Raw genomic sequence first — 22,139 nt, forward strand, 5'->3', positions numbered from 1 at the left:
CGCACCCGCACCCGCATGTGCAGCGAGCTCGCACGCTGAGGTGCGGAACCTGCCTTCGGAGCGCGGCGTGAACCGGATTGTCCGTGTTCAGGACTGCCGTAAGCATGTCGGCTACGTCGGCAGACAGGCTCTCGGTCATCCTGTCACCGTATCTGACCAGGGGATTTCGGCTCCGACCGTGCCTGTCTGTCGCCGTTCGGCCGGTCGGCGTATTCACGCGTCCAGGCGAGGAGGGGTCGGGCTCCATGGAGTCCGACCCCTCCTGCATACCCGTACTGCGTCGGTGCCGGCTTTTCAGCCACGCCGGGGCGGAGTGAGCTTGTCGAGGTCGAGGCTGATCTCGAAGGGCACGGGGCGCTCCAGGACGCCCCGGAAGATACCGGCGGGTGCGTAGGCGCCGGTCGGTTCGTCGAGTTCGTAGACGTGGACCACGGGGGCGCCGTCCTCGTCCTCGATGCACCAGTAGTGCGGGATGCCGGCCTCCGCGTACTTGCGGAGCTTCACGGTGCGATCGCGGTGGGCGGATTCGGGGGAGACGACCTCGATGACGAGCCGTACCTCGTCCGGTGCGAACCAGGTGCGGTCTGCGTCGTAGTCGGCCGTCGTCAACAGCAGATCCGGTTCGGGCCGGTTTCGTGCGTCCAGCTTTATGGTCATCTCGCGGCCGACCCTGACATCGGCGGGCGCCTGCTCCATAAGAGCGACGGTGAGCATGGTGACGAGGTGGCCATGCCACCAGCGCTGGGGCGACATCACGAAGACGAGGGCTCCGTCGATGAGCTCGGTGTGGCGGGGTGCCTCGGGGAGGCGGTCCAGGTCCTCCGCGAGCCAGCCTTCCTCGCGCGGCGGGCGCATCCAGTCGGGCAGTGCGGTCATGCGTCAACCCTAGCGATCGCGGCCGTCGCGAGGGGTGCCGTCCGGGCTGATCTCGTGCAACGGCATCCGGCCACCCTTCCGGGTTCAGGTCGGTGCCGGCAGAGACCACTCGCGGGGCTTTGTCGGCCAGATGTTCCCAGGGCATGGTCCGGTCGAGTCCCCAGTCCAAGCCGGTGCCGGAGCTTCCGTACGGGCGGGCGTCGTCCACTCGCCGGCGGGCTCTGTCGGCCCCCTCGGCACGTCGGTCCGGGGCTCGATAGGGCAGGGATAGCCGGTTCGGTTCGGGCGGATAGCGGGGCGCGCAAGAGTGTTTCTCGTCAAGCCACCCCCCACCGGATCGTGAGGACCTGAAGATGACCGAAACCCAACTCCGCCCGGCGTCGGGGGAGGTGACGTCACCGGATGCCGCCGTGCTCAGCGCGGTCGTGAAGCGGTTCGCCAACGCCAAGGGCGAGGAGTTCACCGCTGTCGACGGGCTGGACCTGCGGATTCGGCGCGGCGAGGTCGTGGCGTTTCTCGGACCGAACGGCGCGGGCAAGACGACCACGATCGACATGCTCCTGGGCCTCACCCGGCCCGACTCGGGGCAGGTGGAGCTGTTCGGCGAGGCGGCGCAGCAGGCGGTGCGCGCCGGCCGCGTGGCCGCGGTCCTCCAGAGCGGCGGACTGCTGCCCGACCTGACCGTCGAGGCCACCGTACGGATGCTCGGCTCGCTGCACCCCGGCGCCGACCCGGAGACGGTGATGAGCAGGGCCGGCGTCACCAGGCTGCGGGACCGCCGGGTCTCCGAGTGCTCCGGTGGTGAGCAGCAGCGGCTGCGGTTCGCGATCGCGCTGCTGTCGGACCCGGAGTTCCTGGTGCTGGACGAGCCGACCGCCGGGATGGACGTGGCGGCCCGCCGCGAGTTCTGGGCGACCGTCCGCGAGGACGCCCGGCGCGGCATGACGGTCCTGTTCGCCACGCACTACATGGAGGAGGCCGACCAGTTCGCCGACCGGGTGGTGATGGTCGACCAGGGGCGGGTCGTCGCCGACGGGTCCGCCTCCTCGATCCGCGCCCGGATCAGCGGCCGTACCGTCTCCGCGCTGATCAGCCCGCAGGACGCCGCCTCGGTGGCCGGCTCGCCGTCCGTCCGGTCGGTCGCGGTCCGCGGTGAGCGCCACTACTTCGACTCCACCGACTCCGACGCCCTGCTGCGGCTGCTCGTCACCCGGACCTCCGCCACCGAGATCGAAGTCGCGCCCCGAAGCCTCGAAGAGGCCTTCATGGCCATCACGCACGCCGGCCGCACCGGCCAGGAGGGCCCGCGATGACCACCTTGACCGCGCCGCCCGCCCGCCCCCGCGCCTCGTCGTTCAGCGGAGTCAACCCCACCTTCGTCCGCTACGAGCTGGCCCGTCGCTTCAACCGTCAGACCACGATCTTCACCCTGCTCCTGCCGGCCGTCCTCTATCTCGCCCTGTTCCGTACCGCGCCGGCCCACGGCACGCTGCCGCACGGCAACTTCGCCGCCTGGATGATGATCGGCCTCGCCGTGTACGGGGCCGCGATGGCCGCCACCAGTTCCGCGGCCACCATCTCGGTCGAGAAGTCGGCGGGCTGGATGCGCACGATCGCGCTGAGCCCGCTCGCCCCGCCCGGATACCTGCTCGTCAAGGTCCTGTGCTCGGTGGTGATGGCCGCCGTGCCGGTGGCCATCGTCGGAGTGCTGGGCTTCGTCACCGGCGCGCACGCCGATGCCGAGGTGTGGGTGACGTCCCTGGTCGTCGCCTGGCTCGGGGCCGCGGTCTTCGCCGCGCTCGGCATTTCGCTGGGCCTGGCCCTCAAGCCCGACGTCGTGATGCACATGCCGGGGCTGACGATGACCGCGCTGGCCTTCCTCGGCAACCTGTTCATCCCGCTCAGCGGCACCATGCTCGAGATCTCGCGGTACACGCCGATGTACGGCGTCTCCACCCTCGCCCGCTACGCCCTCACCGACGGCTACAGCTTCAGCGGCGAGCACTCCAGCCTGGCGGGCGCCGTCTTCAACATCGTCGCCTGGTTCGCCGGGTTCGGTTTCATGGCCGTCCGCCGGTTCGCGAAGAGCACCGGGCGCCAGTAGCACCGGGCGCCAGTAGCACCGGCCGCCAGCAGCACCGGGCGGTCAGTAGCACCGGGCGGTCAGTAGCGCACTGCGCCTCACCCCGACTCGCCCCACCTCACCGAATCCATCCGAATCCCATCGGCATCCCATCCGCATCCCACCGCCCGCCGGCCCGAGCGCCGTGCGACGGGCTCAACACGAAAGGGGGATAGAACACATGTTCGCAATCATGGCGCCGGGTCAGGGCTCCCAGACCCCTGGCATGATGGCCGGCTGGCTGCGTGACCCGGTGCACGCCGAGCGCGTACGGGCCTGGTCCGAGGCCGCGGACTGCGACCTCGTCCACTTGGGCACCCGGGCCTCGGCCGCGGAGATCGCCCGCACCGAGAACACCCAGCCGCTGCTGGTCGCCCAGGGCCTGCTGGCCCACGAGGCGCTGGCGGCGGCGGGCACCGCGGTCGCGGCCGGGCACTCGGTCGGCGAGCTCACCGCCGCCGCCTACGCCGGAGTCCTCACGCCCGTCGACGCGGTACGGCTGGCCGCGGTCCGTGGTCGGGCGATGGCCGCGGCCTGCGCCGAGGCACCCACCTCGATGGCGGCCGTGGTCGGCGGCGACGAGGCCAGGGTGCTGGAGCGGATCGCCGAACTCGGCCTGTACGCGGCCACGTTCAACGGTCCCGGCCAGATCGTGGCCGCCGGGCTCGCCGAGGACCTCCAGCGTCTGGCGGCGGCGCCCCCGCACGGGTCGACCGTCAAACCCCTGCGGGTCGCGGGCGCCTTCCACACCCCGTACATGGAGTCCGCGCGGCAGGCCTTCGCCGCCGCGGCCGCCGCGACCGACTTCGCGGCCCCCCGCGGGTCCCTGCTCTCCAACGCCGACGGCGAGGTGGTCGCGGACCCCGGGACGGTCCGCCGGCGGCTCGTCGACCAGGTGGTCCGGCCGGTGCGCTGGGACCTGTGCCTGCACACCCTCGCCCGCCTGGAACCCGGGCTGACGGTGTCCCTGCCGCCCGCCCGCACCCTCGCCAACATCCTCAAGCGCCGCCACCCCGAACTCGACGTCCTCCCGGTCAACACGGCCCGCGACATCGGCAAGGCCCTCGTGCGCATCGGCGAGAGCACCCGTAAGGAGGAACCCGCCCATGCTGGTGTCTGACCTCTTCGAGCGCGCCCGCGCCGAGCGCCCCGACCACCCCGCGGTCGTCGACGGCGACGGCAGCCTCACCTACGCCGAGCTGGGCACGGACGTCGACCGCGCGGCCGGCTGGCTGCGGGCCCAGGGCATCGCCCCCGGGCAGCGGGTCGTCCACGCCGGCGGCAACGACCGCACCTTCCTCGCCCTCTTCCACGCCACCCTCCGTATCGGCGGCGTCTTCGTCCCCGTCCATCCCGACCTGACCGACCTCCAGATCGGCGGCATCGTCGAGGACTGCTCGGCCGCCCTGGCGATCTGCTCGCCCGGCGCGGGGGAGCGGGCCGGCCGGACCGTCCCGGTCGAGCAGGCCCGGCAGGAGATCCGGGACGCCCCCGCCGACGGCTTCGCCGCCCGGGTGCCGGACGACGGCGTGGCGATGCTGATCTACACCTCGGGCACCACCGGCCGCCCGAAGGGCGTCGTCTGCCCGCACCGGCAGATGATCGCGGCCGTCGACGCCGTGGGCGCCTGTCTCGGCTACACCGCGGACGACGTGGTGCTGTGCCGGCTCCCGCTCTCCTTCGACTACGGCCTCTACCAGGCCCTGCTGTGCGCCCGTACCGGCGGCACCCTCGTCCTCGCCGAACGCGGCGGCGACCGGGGCCTGTTGGGGACGATCGAGCAGCACGGCGTGACCGTCGTCCCGCTCGTGCCCTCGCTGGCCCAGATCCTGGCCCTGCTCCAGGGCAAGCTCCGGCGGCCCACCGGGGTGCGGCTGTTCACCAACACCGGTGCCCGACCGGGCCGGGCCGTCATGGCCGAACTCCTCGAGGTCTTCCCGGGGTCGGCGTTCGCCTCGATGTACGGCATGACCGAGTGCAAGCGCATCTCGATCCTCGACCCCGCCGAGTACGCCGCCCACCCCGACTCGGTCGGCCCGCCCATCCCCGGCGACCGGGTCCGGATCGTCGACGGCGACAAGCGGGAGCTCGGCCCCCGCGAGGTCGGCGAGATCGTCGTCCACGGCGCCACCGTGATGGCCGGCTACTGGGGCGTCCCGCTGGAGGCGCAGAACCGATACGTCCGGCGGGCCGACGGCTCGCTGGAACTCCACACCGGCGACCAGGGCTACCTCGACGAGGACGGCCGGCTCTACTTCGTCGGCCGCGACGACGACATGATCAAGCGGCGCGGGATCCGCCTCGGACTGACCGAGATCGAGGACGCCGCCGAGCGGATCCCCGGCGTGATCGCGGCGGTGGCGCTCCGGCCCGAGACCGAGGACGCCCCCCTGCGACTGGCCGTGCAGACCTCCCTCACGCCCGAAGAGGTCCGCGACCGGCTGCGGCTGAGCCTCGACCGGGCCCGGCTGCCCGACCGGATCGTCCCCATCGACGCCGTACCGCTGACCGCGAACGGCAAACCGGACCGCAAGGCCGCCGAGCTGCTGGTCCGCGCCGACGACCCCCGCCCCATCGGACAGACGACACGACAGCCCACACAGACGAGGACCACCCATGAACCAGTCGCAGTTTGACCAGCTCGTCGAGGAGATCTGCGCCGTCACGGTCACCGACCCGCAGACCCCGCTCGTGGACCTCGGCGTGGACTCGCTCCAGACCATCGCCCTGGTGATGGCCGTCGAGGAGCAGTACGGCATCGAGATCGACCCCGAGGCGCTCGCCGACCCGGCGCTCACCTCCTCGGCCGGCCTGCTGGCTTCCGTGCAGGACCAGTTGGCGGCCGCACTGCCGGCCAGAGCCGGGAGCTGACCGCCATGTGGACCGACACACGACCCGCGGTGGAGATGCCGCGACTGTTCGAGCGGGGCGGCGACCTGATCTCCTTCGCCGGGGGTCTGCCCGACCTGGACGTCCTGCCGCTGGACGTCATCTCCGCCCAGCTCTCCCGGCTCCTGCGGCTCGGCGGGAAGCTCGCCCTCCAGTACACGACCCCGCATGTCGCGGGGGCCCTGGTGCCGGCGATCACCGACCTGATGGCCCGTGAGGGCGGGCGCACCACGGCCGAGAACCTGGTCCCGACCGGCGGCTCCCAGATGGGGCTGATGGCGGTGGCCCTGGGCCTCGCCGCCCCGGGTGAGACGGTCCTGTGCCAGACCCCCGCCTACCCGGGCGCCGCGGCCGCCTTCCGCACCGCAGGACTGCACCCGCACGCCGTGCCCGAGGACGCCGAAGGACTCGACCCCGAGGGACTGCGCGAGACGGTGCGGCGACTGCGTGCCGACGGCCGCACCACCCGCCTTCTGTACTGCAACCCGACCTTCCAGAACCCGACCGGCGCGACCCTCTCCGTCGCGCGCCGGGGGGAACTGCTCACCGTGGCCCGGGAGCTGGACCTGCTGGTCGTCGAGGACAACCCCTACGGCCTGCTCGGCTTCGACGGGCGGACCACCGACACCCTCCAGGGCCTCGATCCCGACCGGGTGATCTATCTCGGCACCTTCTCCAAGGTGTTCGCGCCGGGGCTGCGCTCCGGCTGGATCGCGGCGCCGGCGGAACTGGCGAGCACCCTGCGCCGTACGACCGAGATCATGGCGCTGTCCCCGTCGGCGCTCGCCCAGGCCACGCTCGCCGCGTTCCACACGCGGTCCGGCTGGACGGATCTGATCGACGCCTACCGGGCGAGTTACCGGGAGCGGTCGGCGCTGATGGCCGACGCGCTGGACGCCGAACTCGGCGCCGACGGGCCCTGGTCGTGGCAGCGGCCGGACGGCGGCTTCTACATCTGGCTGCGGCACCGCGACGGCGTCGACACGAACACCTTCGCCGACGCGGCGGCCGAGCACGGGGTCTCCTTCGTGCCCGGCTCCCACTTCGGCATCGGCGGGGAGAACGCCGACGCGCTCCGGCTGTGCTTCAGCCACGTGCCGAAGAAGCGGATCGCCGAGGGGATCTCCCGGCTGGCGGCCGCGCTCGGTCAACGGGCGGCGGAAGGGGTGGCGGCATGACCGGCACGCTCGAGGCGACCCGCACGCTCGACTGGACGGCCTTCGGACCGTCGTACCGGCTGGGCGACAGCGCGTGGCAGGTGTGGGGCGTCGGACTGCTCCGCAGCGCGGGCTTCCCGGTCTCCGGCCTCGGCCTGCTCGGCGGACCGAGCGCCGCCCGGGCGGCGGAGCTGCTGGAGACCGGCGGCGGGACGGACGGCCAGGAGGCCTTCAGCGCCGCCTACCGCGCCGACACCGACGCCGAGGCCGGGCGGCTGGCCCGGCTGGCCACCGACGACAAGGTGCGCACCGCCATCGCCTGGCAGAACCGCACCGTCTACCAGATCCTCGACTCCCTCGCCGCGCGGAAGGGCAAGGAGTCCAAGCGCCGGCAGCGTGAACGCACCCTGGCCATGTACTGGCTGCGGTACTGCGCCAAGGCCGACACCATCGGCTTCTTCGGCCCGGGGGCGTGGATCTCCGTCGGACAGGGGCAGCGCGCCGTCGATCTCGATCTCGGCCCGTCGCTCACCTCCCGGAGCCGTACCTTCCTCGAACGCTGGACGGTGGCTGCGCTGGCCGACTGGATGGCCGGGCAGCCGGGCGCCCGCTGGTGGTTCCCGCCGATGCTGCGGCCCGACGTGCACCTCGACGGCGACCGGCTCGTCATGCAGGGCGGCCGTACGGTACGGCTGCGCGAGGACGACGTCCGGGTGCTGCGCCTGGTGGACGGCGACCGCGGCGGCGAGGCCATCGCCGAGGCGACCGGCTGGGATCCGGCGACGGCGCGCGAGCGGGTGGAGAAGGTCCTGACCCGGCTGCTGCGGCAGCGGGTGCTGACCTGGGACGCCAACATCCCCGTCGACGTCCGTGCCGAGGAGGTGCTGCGCCGGCGGGTGGCCGGCATCGGCGACCCGGAGCTGTTCGTCCGCTTCGACGCGGTCCTCACCGGAGTCGACCGGCTGCGCGACGACATCGACCGGGCGTCGAGCGCCGAGGAGCTCGTCGCGGCGCTCGACCGGCTCGACGACTTCTTCGTCCGGACGACGGGACAGTCGGCCTCCCGCGAGGAGGGCAAGGCGTACGCCGGCCGCACGCTCTGCTACCAGGACTCCCTCCGGGACTGCCGGATGGACCTGGGGCGGGACTTCCTGGACGGGATCGCCCGTCCGCTGGCCCTGGTCGCGGACGCAGCGGACTGGTTCGGCAACCGTCTCGCCGAACTCGTCGAGGCGGAGGTCGCCGGGTTCGTACGGAAGGCCGCGGCCCGCCGCCGCGGGGACGTCACCCTCGCCGACGTGTGGACGCAGGTGCTCGGGCTGTTCTGGGGCGACAACGCCACCCCGGTGGAGACCGCGACCCGTGAACTCGCCGAGAAGTGGCGCGAGGTGCTGAACCTCGCCGAGGAACAGCGGGACCCGGTACGCCTGGCGGTGTCCGACATCGAGGAGCGGGCCCGCGAGGTCTTCGCGACCGGCCCGGTGCGCTCACCCCATCTCGCCGTGCACAGCCCCGACCTCCAGGTGGTGGCCCCGTCCGTCGACGCCTTCAACGCCGGCGACTACACCACCGTCCTCGGTGAACTGCACGCCTGCCTGGCCACGTTGGACCTGCCGTTCCTCGACTGGACCACCGACGCCGGATCGCTGCGGGACAAGGTGAACACGGCGATCGGCGCCCGGCGGCTGGTGCCGCTGCTGCCGGTCGAGTGGAAGCGCAACAGCGGCCGCATGGTGCCCGCCCCGATCGGCGCCGGCGACCGGCTGATCGGCTTCACCCGGGCCCCGTACGACGACCGCGCCCGCGTCGACCCGGCGGTGTCCGTCGGCCTGACGGAGACCGAAGGCACGGTCACCGCGACCACCCCCGACGGGGGCGTCTGGAGCATCGCCGAGCTGCTCGCGGTGCCCGTCGCCATCATCGCCGCGGACGCCTTCAAGATCGGCCTGGACCGGCCGCACGCCCCGCGCGTGACCCTCGACGACCTGGTCCTGTTCCGGGAGACCTGGCGGCTGCCGGCCGCCGGGACGGAACTGCCCGACAAGGCCGAGCGGGAGCGCGACTATCTCGCCGTCCGCCGGTGGGTGGCCGAACACGCCCTGCCCGACCTGCTCTTCGTCAAGTTCCCCGAGGAGACCAAGCCGTCCCTCGTCGACTTCACCAGTCCGACGCTGGTGCTGTCCTTCGCCAACCTCGTCCGGGCCGCGCGCCGGCTCGATCCCGACGCCGTCATCACCCTCAGCGAGCCGCTGCCGGCTCCGGAGGACTCCTGGCTGCCGGACGCCGACGGCGAGCGCTTCGTCAGCGAACTGCGGCTCCAGATCAGCAGAAAGGTGCCGGAATGACCGTCCTCGCCTCCGACGGCGCTGCCCTCGCGGTCCGTGCCACCCGCTCCCGGGACCCCGACATCGTCGCGACGATCGGCGGCACCCCGCTGGTCGCCCTCGACCGCCTGTTCCCGCCCGCGCGGTTCCAGGTGTACGCCAAGTGCGAGCGCTTCAACCCGGGCGGCTCCATCAAGGACCGCGCCGCCAAGTCGATGATCGAGCACGCCATCAAGGCGGGGAAGCTCGTCCCCGGCGTCTCCACGGTCGTGGAGTCCTCCTCCGGCAACCTGGGCATCGCCCTCGCCCAGCTGTGCAACTTCTACCGGCTGAACCTGATCTGTGTGATCGACCCGCGCACCACCACGCAGAACGCCGCCATCATGCGGGCGTACGGCGCCAAGGTCGAGGTCGTCGACCGCGACCCGGCCACCGGCGAGTACCTGCCGGCCCGGATCGAGCGGGTGCGGTCGCTCCTGGCGAGCGTCCCGGACGCGTACTGGCCCAACCAGTACGCCAACGAGCACAACTCCCGGGCCCACCACCACACCATGCGGGAGATCCACGAGGCTCTCCCGGGCGGCCCGGACCACCTGTTCCTCGCGGCCGGCACGACCGGGACGCTGCGCGGCTGCGCCGAGTACATCCGCGACCACGGCCTGGCCACGAACGTGGTGGCGGTGGACGCGGTCGGCAGCGTGATCTTCGGACCGCCGGAGCCGTGGGAGCTCACCCACCGGCGCACGATCCCCGGTCACGGGGCGGCGGTCGTGCCCCCGCTGCTGCGGCCGGGCCTCGCGGACCGGATCGTCAAGGTCACCGACTTCGACTGCGTACGCGGCTGCCGGCAGCTGCTCGCCCAGGAGTCCGTCCTGGCCGGCGGCTCCTCGGGCGCCGTCGTGGCCGCGCTCCAGGCCGCCGCGTCCTGGATCGAACCGGGCGCGACCTGCGTCGCCGTCCTTCCCGACGGCGGCGACCGCTACCTCGACACCGTCTACTCCGACTCCTGGGTCGAGGACCGCTTCAAGGAATTCCCGCTCACCGACAGCAACCCCGTTCCCGACACCACCGATCACGAAAGGAGTCAGTCATGAGGATCCTCGGTCGCGACGACGTCGAAGTGGCCCTGAAAGGCCTCGGACCCGCCGTCCTCGACGCGGTCCGCAGCGCCTACGTGCTGCACGGCCAGGGCCACTCGCAGGTGCCGTTCTCCAGCTTCCTGCGCCCGCCGCGGCCCGCCGGCTCGCGCATCATCTCCCTGCCCGCCTACCTGGGCGGCCCGGAGCCCGTGATGGGCCTGAAGTGGATCTCGTCCTTCCCGGCCAACGTCGAGCAGGGCCTCCAGCGGGCCTCCTCCGTCCAGGTGCTCAACGACCTCGACACCGGCTATCCGCAGGCCCTGCTGGAGGGCAGCCAGATCTCGTCCTCCCGGACCGCGGCGAGCGCCGCCCTCGCCAGCGGCGCGCTGCACGGCTCCCGCCCGGTGCGCACGGCCGGTCTCATCGGCTGCGGCACGATCAACCAGCGGGTCCTCGCCTTCCTCACCCTGACCCACCCCGAGCTCGAGACCGTGGTGCTCCAGGACGTGGTCCCGGGCCGTGCCGAGGTGTTCGCAGCCGAACTGGAGTGCGAGTACCCGGGGATCACCTTCCGCACCGGTGACGTCGCCGCGGCGCTCGGCGCCGAGACGGTGAGCATCGCGACCACCGACTCGACGTACTGGCTCGACCTGGCCGCCCACCCGGGCCGCCCGTCCCGCCAGGTGATCCTGCACCTGTCGCTGCGCGACCTGAGCACGGCCTCGGTGCTCGGCGCGTACAACGTGGTCGACGACATCGAGCACGCCGTCCGTGAGCGGACCTCCCTGCACCAGGCCGAACAGGAGGTCGGGCACCGGGAGTTCGTGCACGCCGAGATCGCCGGCGTGCTGGGCTGCTCCGAGCCGCCGGCCACGGAAGGCACGATCGTCTTCTCGCCCTTCGGGCTCGGCATCCTCGACCTCGCGGTCGCCCAGGCCGTCCTCAAGGCCGCCACCGCGGCCGGCCTCGGCACCGAGGTCGCGGGGTTCGACCCGGGCAGCCACCGGGTCACCGCGGCGATGGCGGGGAGGGCCGCATGAGCACCTTCTTCGCCGAGGGCACCAAGGCCCTCGTCACCGGCGCCTCGCGCGGCATCGGCGCGGCGATCGCGCTGACCCTGGCCGAGCACGGCTGCGACGTGGCCCTCAACTACCGCTCCAACGCGGGGAAGGCCGAGGAGGTCGCCGAGCGGATCCGCGAACTCGGCCGGGAGGCCCTGCCGGTCCGGGCGGACGTTTCCGACGAGGCCCAGGTCGCGGCGATGTACAAGCAGCTGAAGGCGGCCTGGGGGCGTCTCGACGTCGCCGTCCTCAACTCGGGTGTCACCGCCGACGGTCACCTGGCCGCCATGAGCTCCGCCAAGTGGCAGGAGGTCATCGGCACCAATCTGACCGGCACCTTCTACACCGCTCGCGAGGCGACCAAGCAGATGTACGCGAGCGGCGGCGCCATCGTCTTCATCGCCTCCACCAGCGGCATCGCCGGCCGGGCCGGGCAGGCCAACTACGCCGCCAGCAAGGGCGGGGTGATCGCCATGGCCAAGACGCTGTCGTACGAGGTCGCCCCGCGCGGCATCCGGGTCAACGTCGTCGCGCCCGGGTTCATCGACACCGACATGGTCAAGAAGGTGCCGCCCGCCCATATGAAGGAGGCCCTCCAGGTCATCCCGATGGGCCGCATGGGCACCGCGGCCGAGGTGGCCCAGGCGGCCGCCTTCCTGGCCGCCCCCGCCGCCTCCTACATCACCGGCAAGGTGCTCACCGTCGACGGCGGAATGATCCCCAACTAGCCATCAAATCCCAGCAGTTGCACAGCATTTATCCCTCTGTGAAAGGAACGCACCGTGTCCGTCGCCACCTTCGAGGACATCCGTACCCAGGCCGAGGCCCGCCTGGAGAAGAACATGAAGGTCAAGTCGATGATCATCGACCGCCTCGGCCTGGACGTCGAGCCGGCCGTCGTCTCCGACAACCAGCCGCTGTTCGGCCGCGGTCTGGAGATGGACTCGCTGGACACCCTGGAGATCGTCGTCATGGTCAACAACGAGTACGACGTGCTGATCAGCGACGACGACTTCGAGGCCTTCGGCTCCATCAACGCCCTGGTCGACTTCATCGAAGCCCGCGAGGTCTGAGCATGACGATCGCCTCCGAGGCCCCCGCCAGGCCGAAGCAGAAGCACAGTTACTCCTCCGACGACATCAAGCGGATGCTGCCGCACCGCTGGCCGATGCTGATGATCGACCGTGCCTACGACGTCGTCCCCGGCGTCTCGGGCCGCGGCGTGAAGAGCGTGTCGGTGAACGAGCCCTTCTTCGCCGGGCACTACCCCGACCACTCGATCATGCCGGGCGTGATGATCGTCGAGGCGATGGCCCAGCTCGTGGCCGTCGTGTACGTCGCCGAGATCATCGAAACAGCCGCGGCGGCAGAGGCCACCGGTGCGCCCGAGGGCGGCGGCGACCCCTCCGCGAGCGTCGGCTACCTCGGGTCCATCAGCTCGATGAAGTTCTCCCGGCTCGTCGTCCCCGGCGACCAGCTGACCCTGGACGCCAAGCTCGGCCAGCGGCTGGGCGGCCTCCGGCAGGTGTCGGTGCGGGCGAGCGTCGGCTCGGAACTGGCCGCCGCCGGCTCCCTGATCGTCACCACCGGCCGCAAGGCCTGACGCCCTCTGTACGAGGCCCACCGAAGAACCCTCGAAGAAAAGGAGGTGAGGCATGTCCATCACGATCCGCCCGTACCAGGAGGGCGACGCGCATGACATCGCGGCGCTCTACAACCGCCACCGCGACAACCCCAACCCGGTAGCGGGCGGCATCACCGGTGACGAGCTGGAGCGCGAGCTGGCCGAACGGGACACGGGAACGTTTCTCGTGGCCGTGGACGGCGGGCGCGTGGTGGGCACCTTCGGCCTGTTCCACAACACCGGCCGGCGCTCCGCCCGCGCCGGTGAGCTCATCGCCGACATGTTCTTCGTCGCCCCCGCCTACCGCAACGGCGTCATCACCGGCCGGCTGTTCACGGAGGCCGTCGAGTGGATGGTGCAGTCCGGCTGCCTGGTGCTCCGGCTCACCGTCAACCCGGCCAACAGCGTCGCGTTCAAGCTCTACCGGCGCGTCGGCTGCGTCTCCGTGGGCCAGACCGTGCCCGGCGAGGACGGCAACGTCGAACTGCACAACTACATCCCGCTGGTCCTGCGCAGCGTCTTCGCGGACCTGGGGCCGGAGGTCAGGTCGGCCCTCGGGGGACTGAACAGCTTCGGCACGGTCACCGAGGCCCGGGACGACGAACTGCGCTCCGACGTCCGGCTGGTGGACGGCGTCCGCACGGTCGACTACCACCTGGCGCTGGGCGAGTTCCGGATCACCGCGAGCGTCGATGTCGACCGCGGCGTCGTACGCGAGGCGGAGGTCACCGGACCCGACGGCACCGCCCGCGCGCTGCGGCTCACCGAGCCGCCGTACCACGTGCGCGCACCGCGGCGGCCGGAGCCGCACCGGTTCGGCTTCGGCGGGCTGGTCTGCGAGGTGGACGGCGACGACGGCACGCTGTCGGTGCTGGCCGAAGGACACCACGGCCCGCTGTTCGTCTCCACCTGGCCCAGCTGCCGGGCCGACCGCCCGGCGGGCTGGCGCGAGGGCGAGCCCCGCGACCTGGACATCGTCGCCGTCGAGAACGGGGTCCGGGTCACCGAGCGGTGCGGCGAGGACGAGGTCGTCGGCACGGTCACCCTCACCGAGGGGACCCTGCGGCAGGACTTCGCCTTCACCAGCCACCCCGGCCGGATCTTCCAGACGGTCGGCCTGCGGCAGGGCACCTTCGTCCACCCGGACGGCGAGCACCACCCGATCGGCCTCGGCCTCGGCGTCCGCGACGCCTCGGAAGCGGTCGCCGCCTCCCAGGTCGTCCCGGCCGGCACCGAGCTCGCCTGGCACGGAACGTCGTGGGGCATCGGGCTGCCGGTCCACGAGCCGGTCCGGCTGATCCACAGCGCCCTGCTGGAGCGCGGCCTGGCAGCCGGCCCGGACGGAGTGGCCCGACTACGGACCGACTTCCGCCCCGCGGACCCAAGGACGGATGCAAAGACCGACGCGCCGACCGCCGACGCGAAAACCGACGCACAGACCGCCGACGCAAGGACCGACGCGCGGACCGCCGACGCGAAAACCGACGCACGGACCGCCGACGCAAGGACCGACGCGCGGACCGCCGACGCAAAGACCGGCGCGGACAGCGACGCAAGGGTCGGCGCGGGGGCCGGCGTCGTACGACCCGCCCGCAACGCCTCGAACCCGTCCGCCGTTCGCCGGCTGGAGCTGACCGCCTCGGCCGCCGGAGTCACCTCGTGGAAGGAGGGCACCACCAAGGTCCTGCGCAGCCCGTATCCGCGCACCCGGGCCTTCGGCTACCACCCCCGCTGGTCGGCGGGCATGTGGGTCACCGCCGAGAACAGCCGGTTCGGCCGCGCGAGCGGTCTCGGCTGGGGCGTGCGGCCGACCGTCTGGGAGGAGAAGCACCCGCTCGGCCTGTTCGCCCCGCGCGAGCGGATCGGCTGGGAGCTGACCGTCCCCGAGGACACCGCGGAGCCGGTCCGGGCCGACATCCAGGCCCCGGACAGCGAGGAGGAGATCGTCCTCTGGCTCACCCCGAACACCCCGCGCGAGACCACCGTGGTGCTCGACTCGGCCGGCGCCCGCTGGGAGCTCGGCTCGGCCGGCTTCCGCCAGATCTGGGCCGGCGCGGCCACCGTACGCCTCGCCGACGGCAGCTGGCTCGACTGCCGGCCCGCCGACGGCGCGTGCGCGCAGGCCGAACTCGTCCTCCGTACGACCCCTTCCGGCCTGCTGATCGGCTGCGTGTCCCCGGCCCGCCGGCCGAGCGCCTGGCAGCTGGCCGTGCACAGCGAACCCACCCGGTCCTGAACCACCGTCAACCACGTCTTTCTTCGAGAGGAAATCCCACACCATGACGACCACCACCGTCTCCGCCCTCCGTACCGCCTCGGACGACTACGCCACCGTGCGCACCACCATCGGCGCCTACCGGATCGACGCCCCGCTGGTCCGCGTCTCCGGCGACGAGCGGCTGTCGCTGCTCGACCAGTTCCTGGCCAAGTCGGGCGACTTCGTCGAGCCGGACTCCGTCCGCGAGGTGCTGGCCCTGAACGCCGACGGCACCCCGTTCGCGATCCTGCTGCACTTCGAGATCGGCGAGGACGCCTGGCTGCTGCCCCGCACCCGGGTGACCGCGGACGAGCTGCGCGGCTACCTCGACGGGCTGGACGTGCCCGAGGGCGTCGAGGTCGACATCGAGCCGGAGGGCTGGGCCGCCACGGCGTTCGAGGGCCCGACGGCCTGGTCGGTCGCGGCGCGCTTCGTCGACTTCGACATCTCGGGCCTGACCCTGCACGCCGTGACCGAGTCCGCGCTGCCCGACGACCCGGCCGCCCTCGCCCACCTGGCCCGCGTCGGTACCACCGGCGAGTACGGCTACCTGCTCCTCAGCAACGCCCCCGAGGCCGCCCACCGGGCGGTGCTCGCCGCGGTCCAGGAGGAGGGCGGCGCGCCGGTCGGCGCCGAGGGTCTCGCCCGGGTCCAGGCCGAGGCCGGCATGGCCGTCTACGCCGCCGGCTTCGCCGGGCTGGCGGTCGACGAGGCCGACCTGTCCTGGATGATCGACTGGAACCGGGTCGGCGAGTTCCGCGGCTCCGACGACCTGGTCCGGCCGACCGCCGAGACCGCCAGGCTGACCGCCCTGGCCGCTCCCGCCGACAGCCGGTTCACGGCCGGCACGCAGGTGACGGCGGCCGGCCGGGAGATCGGCACGGTCCTGTGGCAGGCGCCCTCCGCCAACCCGGAGGAGGAGCTCGTCTTCGCCCTCCTGGACACCCCCTTCTGGGTCTCCGGCCTCGAACTGGCCGCCCAGGACGAGCAGGCCGCCGAGCGCCCGCTGCGCACCGTGACCCTGCCCCGTGTCATCGCCCGCTCCCTCACCACCCGGATCGCCTGATGTCCACACCGAGAATCGCCCTGACGGGCCTGGGACTGATCACCGGTGCCGGTGACGACGTCGAGAAGGGCTGGTCGTCCATCGCGGCCGGCACCTCCGGCATCCGCACCAACACCCTCATGGACACCTCCGAGCTGCTGACCGAGTGGGCCGGCATGGTCACCGGCGAGCAGCCGGCCGACGTCGACCGCTGCTACGGCCTCGCCGCCACCGCGATCCGGGAGGCCCTGGAGAGCAGCGGGCTCGACCTGGACACCGTCGACCGGGACCGGGTCGCGGTCGTGGTCGGCTCCAGCCTCGGCGCCATGCCGACGCTGGAGAGCGTCCACGCGGACCTCGTCCACGAGGGGAAGCTGGACGCGGAGCGGGCGGCCGCCGTCCAACTGCCCTGCGTGGGTGACTACATCGCCGCGGAGTTCGACCTGCGCGGCCCGCGCGTGGTCCTGTCCAACGCCTGCGCGGCCAGCGCCGTGGCCCTCGGCTACGCGGCCGAGCTGCTGTGGAAGGGGGACGTCGACCACGTCATCTGCGGCGGCGTCGACCCCCTCGCCTCGCTCTCGGCGTACGGGTTCAGCGCCCTGGGCGCGCTCGACCCGGAGCCGTGCTCGCCGATGTCGGCGTCCACGGGCCTGACCCTCGGGGAGGGGGCCGGGTTCATGGTCCTGGAGTCGGCGGACCGCGCCGCCTCCCGGGGCGCCCGCGTCCTCGCCGAGCTGGGCGGCTACGGCCTCTCCTGCGACGGCTACCACCAGACCGCCCCCGACCCGAGCGGCAAGGGCGCCTGCGCCGCCATGGCCCAGGCCCTGGACACGGCGGGACTGACCCCGAGCGACGTCGACTACCTCAACCTGCACGGCACCGGCACGCCCGCGAACGACGCCTCCGAACCGAAGGCCGTGAAGCTGCTGTTCGGCTCCTCGGTGCCGCCGGCCAGCTCCACCAAGTCGATCCTCGGCCACACCCTCGGTGCGGCCGGGGCGGTCGAGGCGGTCGTCAGCACGCTGGCCATCGACCGCGGCACCCTGCCGCCGACGATCAACACCCGGGGCGTGGCCCAGCCGTTCGGCCTGGACGTCATCCCGGACACCGGCCGCGCCGGGGCCAGTCCCGAGGTGGTCATCTCCAACTCCTTCGCCTTCGGCGGCAACAACGCCTCCGTGGTCCTCAACCGGCCGGGCCTCCCGAACTCGGCCCCGCGCCGCACCGAGCAGGTCCACGAGGTCGTCGTCACCGGAGTGGCGGGGCTGGCGGGCGGCGCGGGCAACACCGCCGACCTGGTGGCCGCCCTCGGTGACGAACGCGCCTGCTTCACCGCCACCGAACACGTCCAGGGCGTGGGCGAGGTGCTGGTCGGCCGGGTGGACGTCAAGTCGGCCTCCCGGGGCATCAATCCGAGCCGGGCCCGCCGCATGGACCCGCTCAGCCTGCTGGCCGCCGCCGCGGTCGCCGACCTCTACGGCCGGCACGGCAAGCCCTCGCGGGCCGAGGCCGAGGGCACGGGCATCGTCTTCGCCACCGGCTACGGGCCGGTCACCTCGGTCCTCCAGTTCCACAAGGGCGTCCTCCAGAAGGGGATCAGCGGCGCCAACCCGGCGCTGTTCGCCAACACGGTCGTCAACGCGGCGGCCGGTCATGTGGCGATGCTGCACCGCTACCGCGGCTACACCGCGACGATCGCCAACGGCGGCACGAGCTCCGTCCTGGCCCTCCAGCTCGCCGCCCGGGTCATCGCACGCGGCATGGCGGACCGGATCATGGTCGTGATCGCCGACGAGTTCCCCGAGCAGGCCCTGGCCACCCAGGCCGGCCTCCCCGGCTACGCGCGCTCCGGGCCGGTGGTCCCCGGCGGCCGCAGCGGCATGGTGCTCAGCGAAGGCGCGGCGGCCATCCTCCTGGAGAGCGAGCGGTCGGCCTCGTCGCGGGGCGCGGACGTCCTGGCGAGGGTGCGCGGCTACGGCGCCTCCGGCGAGTCGGCCGGGATCGGCCGCATCGGCCGCGACGGCGGGGCCTGGGCACGGGCGCTGCGCGGTGCGATGGCCGAGGCCCGGGTCACGCCCGACGGGATCGACACCGTCGTCTCGGCGGCCTCCGGCTACAGCCTGGTGGACACCGCCCAGTCCCGGGCCCTGCGCCTTGCGGGCCTTCTCGACCGCCCGACGATCACCCCCAAGGCCCTGCTGGGGGAGACCTACGGCAGCGCGGGCGCCCTGGGCCTGGTGGCGGCGCTGACCGCCCCGACCCGGCAGGGCAGGCTCCTGCTCTCCAGCTTCGCCTACGGCGGCAGCTACGCGGCGGCCGTGTTCGACACGGAGGCGTGATGGGGGCGCTGCTGGGGCTGGTGATGGATCCGGTCGTGCGCGGCGCGGCGCGACCTGCCCCGATCGACTGCCTGGTCACCCACCACCCCCACCTTCCCCGCGACCACATGGGCCACCGCCTCAACGCCTCCGGACGCTCGCTGATCATCGAGGCCGTCGCCCGGGTGTACGGCCTCGACATCGGGGCGCGGGACCTCACGAGGGACGTCCACAAGCGCTGGCACGTCCCGGCCCACCACCTCACCGCCTCGGTCGCGCACTGCGACGGCTGGAGCGTCGTGGCCCTGTCGGCCGGTCCGGTGCACATCGGGGTGGACCTCCAGGACGAACGGGACCGCCCGGCCGCCATGCGGTGGCTCGGCACCCTGCTCGGCCGCCGACAGCCCGCCGAGATCCGGGACTTCGCCGAGTGCGAGGCGCTCATCAAGGCCTCGCACGTCACCAAGGAGACCTTCGCCGGAGTCCGGCTGCCCGCGTGGCGGCCGGGCTGGCGGCCCACCAACGTGGGGTCGTACCGGGTGCGTTCGACGACCGTGGCCCCGGCGATGCACCTGGCCCTCGCGGCCGACGTCCCCGCCCCCGTCCGTATGCACACCCCGACCCCGGAGCCGGCATGACAGCCACAGCGACCGCTGTACGGCCCTACACCCGCCGTATCTCGCAGATCGAGCGCGGCTACCTGAACGCCGCGGCCACGGGCACCCCGCAGCTGATCCAGATGATCGTCGAGGGCGAGGGCCGTATCGACCCCGACGCGCTGCGCGACGCGGTACGGTCCGCCACCCTCGCGAGCCCCGGCCTCGCGGTGCGGCGCCGGGGCGCCGGCTGGCGCGCCGACGGCCCGCTCCCGCCGGTCGTCGAACTCCCCGGCGGCGACGGCTTCGACGCACCCTTCCTCCACCGCGACCTGGACGTCGTCACCGGCCCGGTCTGCGAGGTCGGGCTCGCCGACGGGCCGTCGACCCGGCTGGTCGTCCGGGCCAGCCACATCGTCACCGACGGCCGCGGGCTCCGGCAGTGGATCGCCGACGTGTTCCGGGTGCTGCGCGGCGAGGAGCCGGTCGGCGCCGCGTCCGTCGTCGACGACACCCACTTCCGGACGGCCGCAGGGAAGGTGCCGCCCGCCGAGCCGCCCGCCCGGCTGGAGGGCCTGCCCGCGATCCTCGGCGACGGACCGGCCGACGGCACCCCGCTCTGGGTACGGCGCCGGGTGCGGGCGGCCCCGTCGGCGGTCACCGCCCGGGTGGCCGCCGCCCTCTCCCGTCATCTGGCCGGTGAGACGGGCCGGCTGATCGTGCCGGTGGACCTGCGCCGCCACGACCGCACGGTCCGCTCCACCGCCAACCTCACCTCCCGGCTGGTGCTGGACCTGCACCGGGACGACAGCTGGAAGCGGCTGCACGGCCAGGTCGTCCGGGCCCTGCTCGGCAAGCGCGAGGTGGCCGCGCTGGAGGGGGACTTCCTGCGCAGCAACCCCTTCGCCAACTCGCTGCGCGAGGCCCAGGAACTGGACGGCACCCGGTTCCCGTGCACGGCGATCATCTCCGACCACGGCCGGATCGACACCGCCGAACTGCGCACCGACCGGTTCCGGCCCACCGGCTTCTCCACGCTGCCGATGCTCGTGCCCTACGCCGAGATGTTCCTGAGTACCTGCCAGGTCGGCGACGAGACCGAACTGACCCTGTCGTGCCGCAGGCGCCCCGGCGCACGCGAGGCGGCCGCGGCGGTCCTCGACGACATCGAGCAGGCGCTGACCGACCCGAACTGATTCGGCCCACCTCCCTGTTGACTCCACCGCCCTGTGAAGGACGCCCACCCATGGCACTGACCGAACAGACCAAAGAGGACGCGCCGAGCCCTCCGCGGGCCTCCGGCCCCGCTCTCGTCACGATGGCCGCCGCCATCACCGGCGGCTTCCTCGCCCTGCTCGACACCACCATCGTCAACGTGTCCCTGCACGAGACCACGGCCAGGTTCGGCTCCATCGGCCAGGTCCAGTGGGTGGTGACCACCTATCTGATGGCGCTGGCCGCCACCATGCCGGCCACCGGCTGGCTGGCCACCCGGTTCGGCGTACGGCGCGTCTTCGCCGCCGCGATCCTTCTGTTCGCGCTCGGCTCGGCGGCCTGCGCGGCCAGCCAGAGCCTGCCCGAGCTGATCGCCGCCCGCGGGGTCGCCGGCGCCGCCGCCGGTGTGCTCACCCCTGTGTCGACGATCCTGCTCACCAGCGGTGTGCCCCGCGAACAGCTGGGCCGGGTGCAGTCGTTGAACGGCAGCGTCATGCTGATCAGCCCGCTGCTGGGCCCGACGATCGGCGGCCTCCTGGTCGGGGCCGGGGGATGGTCCGCGGTGTATCTCGTCAACGTCCCGCTCTGCGCCGGCCTGCTCTACGTCACCCTGCGCCGGGTCCCCGCGGACCCCCCGAGGGAGGGTGCCGCCAAGCCGCTGGACGTGATCGGCCTGGTGTCCTCCGCCGCCTGCACCGTGTGCACCGTACTGGCCGTGCACGAGTTCTCCGACCACGCCCTCGACGGGGGTGCGGCCTTCCTGGTCCCGCTGGCCCTCGCCGTGGCGAGCGGTGCCGTGTTCGTCGTACGGGAGCTGCGCGCGGCCCACCCGCTGCTCGACGTGCGGCTGTTCGCCCACCGCGTCTACCGGACGGCCGCGATCAACATCTTCTGCCTGGGCTTCGTCCTCTACTCGCCGATGATGCTCATCCCGCTCTACTTCGAGACCGCCCGCGGCGAGACGGCCGTGACGACCGGTCTGCTGATGTCCACGGGCGGCCTCGGCGTGGTCACCGCGGCCTGGCTGTGCCGGGTGCTGATGAAGCGGCTGGGCGGTGGCGGCACCGTCGTCGTCGGCATCACCCTGACGATGGTGGCGACCGTGCCGCTGACCACGCTGTCCTCGGACACGTCGTACGTGCTGCTGTGCACGAGCCTCGTGGTGCGGGGCCTGGGCACGGGACTGACGATCGTGCCGGCGATGACCCGGGCCTTCCAGTCGATCCGCCCGCAGTCCATCCCGGACGCCTCCTCCCAGCTGAACCTGATCCAGCGGATCGGCGGCACGGTGGCCCTCGCCGTGGTCACGGTGGTCCTGGAGCAGGCGGCCCGGCAGCGCCACGGGCTGGTGCCCGGCGCCTTCGCCCACTCCTTCACCTGGGTCCTCGGGATCTACACCGTCACCCTGCTGCCCGCCCTGGCCCTGCTGCTCGCCGACCGCAAGGAGGCACGCGCCGGCGCGGTGCACGCGTGACCGTACGGGCCCTGTCACCGCACCTCCGCCGTCCGCGCCCAGGGCGCGGCGGGCGGGAATGCGACGACAGGGCCCGAGGCGACCGCCCGGTACGGCGCGCCC

The 22,139-nt window shown here is 72.8% G+C and carries 19 protein-coding genes; 18 read left to right on the forward strand and 1 reads right to left on the reverse strand.

The features are described 5' to 3' along the window. Window positions 1-294: 294 nt before the first annotated feature. Window positions 295-876 (reverse strand): Uma2 family endonuclease, encoded by a 582-nt coding sequence (locus tag G9272_RS28895; RefSeq protein ID WP_171399233.1) that lies wholly within the window; start codon window positions 874-876, stop codon window positions 295-297. A 353-nt stretch (window positions 877-1,229) separates the two neighbouring features. Between G9272_RS28895 and G9272_RS28900 the strand changes: the two genes are divergently transcribed. The 18 genes from G9272_RS28900 to G9272_RS28990 all read left to right on the forward strand — a co-directional run bounded on the left by G9272_RS28900 (window position 1,230) and on the right by G9272_RS28990 (window position 22,037). Further along, entirely contained in the window at window positions 1,230-2,189 is a 960-nt protein-coding gene (locus tag G9272_RS28900; protein WP_171399234.1) for an ABC transporter ATP-binding protein, read from the forward strand. After that, window positions 2,186-2,980, forward strand: a complete 795-nt coding sequence (locus G9272_RS28905) for an ABC transporter permease (RefSeq protein WP_057603207.1) — start codon at window positions 2,186-2,188, stop codon at window positions 2,978-2,980. Before G9272_RS28900 ends, G9272_RS28905 begins: the two co-directional genes overlap by 4 nt. A gap of 199 nt (window positions 2,981-3,179) precedes the next feature. Further along, window positions 3,180-4,118: an ACP S-malonyltransferase gene (locus tag G9272_RS28910; RefSeq protein WP_171399235.1), complete on the forward strand. Its 939-nt coding sequence runs from the start codon at window positions 3,180-3,182 to the stop codon at window positions 4,116-4,118. After that, entirely contained in the window at window positions 4,105-5,634 is a 1,530-nt protein-coding gene (locus tag G9272_RS28915; RefSeq protein ID WP_171399236.1) for a class I adenylate-forming enzyme family protein, read from the forward strand. The genes G9272_RS28910 and G9272_RS28915 overlap by 14 nt, the downstream gene beginning before the upstream one ends. Further along, window positions 5,615-5,869, forward strand: a complete 255-nt coding sequence (locus tag G9272_RS28920; protein WP_171399237.1) for an acyl carrier protein — start codon at window positions 5,615-5,617, stop codon at window positions 5,867-5,869. The genes G9272_RS28915 and G9272_RS28920 overlap by 20 nt, the downstream gene beginning before the upstream one ends. A gap of 5 nt (window positions 5,870-5,874) precedes the next feature. Next, window positions 5,875-7,065 carry a PLP-dependent aminotransferase family protein gene (locus G9272_RS28925; RefSeq protein WP_171399238.1) on the forward strand — a complete coding sequence of 397 codons (1,191 nt, stop codon included), beginning with the start codon at window positions 5,875-5,877 and terminating at the stop codon, window positions 7,063-7,065. Continuing rightward, a complete protein-coding gene (locus G9272_RS28930; RefSeq protein WP_171399239.1) occupies window positions 7,062-9,389 on the forward strand; it encodes a lantibiotic dehydratase in 2,328 nt (775 codons plus the stop codon). The genes G9272_RS28925 and G9272_RS28930 overlap by 4 nt, the downstream gene beginning before the upstream one ends. Then, window positions 9,386-10,462: a 2,3-diaminopropionate biosynthesis protein SbnA gene (gene sbnA, locus G9272_RS28935; RefSeq protein WP_171399240.1), complete on the forward strand. Its 1,077-nt coding sequence runs from the start codon at window positions 9,386-9,388 to the stop codon at window positions 10,460-10,462. The genes G9272_RS28930 and sbnA overlap by 4 nt, the downstream gene beginning before the upstream one ends. Beyond that, a complete protein-coding gene (gene sbnB / locus G9272_RS28940) occupies window positions 10,459-11,487 on the forward strand; it encodes a 2,3-diaminopropionate biosynthesis protein SbnB (RefSeq protein ID WP_171399241.1) in 1,029 nt (342 codons plus the stop codon). The genes sbnA and sbnB overlap by 4 nt, the downstream gene beginning before the upstream one ends. Continuing rightward, entirely contained in the window at window positions 11,484-12,236 is a 753-nt protein-coding gene (fabG, locus tag G9272_RS28945; protein WP_171399242.1) for a 3-oxoacyl-ACP reductase FabG, read from the forward strand. The genes sbnB and fabG overlap by 4 nt, the downstream gene beginning before the upstream one ends. Window positions 12,237-12,290: 54 nt before the next feature. Then, a complete protein-coding gene (locus G9272_RS28950; RefSeq protein ID WP_171399243.1) occupies window positions 12,291-12,581 on the forward strand; it encodes an acyl carrier protein in 291 nt (96 codons plus the stop codon). 2 nt (window positions 12,582-12,583) lie between these two features. Further along, window positions 12,584-13,111 (forward strand): 3-hydroxyacyl-ACP dehydratase FabZ, encoded by a 528-nt coding sequence (fabZ, locus tag G9272_RS28955; RefSeq protein ID WP_171399244.1) that lies wholly within the window; start codon window positions 12,584-12,586, stop codon window positions 13,109-13,111. Window positions 13,112-13,163: 52 nt separating this feature from the next. Further along, window positions 13,164-15,368, forward strand: a complete 2,205-nt coding sequence (locus tag G9272_RS45490; protein ID WP_253267975.1) for a GNAT family N-acetyltransferase — start codon at window positions 13,164-13,166, stop codon at window positions 15,366-15,368. A gap of 43 nt (window positions 15,369-15,411) precedes the next feature. Continuing rightward, entirely contained in the window at window positions 15,412-16,455 is a 1,044-nt protein-coding gene (locus tag G9272_RS28970) for an aminomethyl transferase family protein (protein WP_171399245.1), read from the forward strand. After that, a complete protein-coding gene (locus G9272_RS28975; protein WP_171399246.1) occupies window positions 16,455-18,773 on the forward strand; it encodes a beta-ketoacyl-[acyl-carrier-protein] synthase family protein in 2,319 nt (772 codons plus the stop codon). Before G9272_RS28970 ends, G9272_RS28975 begins: the two co-directional genes overlap by 1 nt. Continuing rightward, the gene (locus tag G9272_RS28980) at window positions 18,773-19,390 is read left to right on the forward strand and encodes a hypothetical protein (protein ID WP_171399247.1); all 618 of its coding nucleotides are present in this window, start codon (window positions 18,773-18,775) and stop codon (window positions 19,388-19,390) included. The genes G9272_RS28975 and G9272_RS28980 overlap by 1 nt, the downstream gene beginning before the upstream one ends. Next, window positions 19,387-20,544, forward strand: coding sequence for a hypothetical protein (locus G9272_RS28985; RefSeq protein ID WP_171399248.1), 1,158 nt, complete (start codon window positions 19,387-19,389; stop codon window positions 20,542-20,544). Before G9272_RS28980 ends, G9272_RS28985 begins: the two co-directional genes overlap by 4 nt. 50 nt (window positions 20,545-20,594) lie before the next feature. Next, a complete protein-coding gene (locus G9272_RS28990) occupies window positions 20,595-22,037 on the forward strand; it encodes a DHA2 family efflux MFS transporter permease subunit (protein WP_171399249.1) in 1,443 nt (480 codons plus the stop codon). The last annotated feature ends 102 nt before the right edge of the window (window positions 22,038-22,139 follow it).

It is taken from the genome of Streptomyces asoensis, assembly GCF_013085465.1.
GTDB lineage: Bacteria > Actinomycetota > Actinomycetes > Streptomycetales > Streptomycetaceae > Streptomyces > Streptomyces cacaoi_A.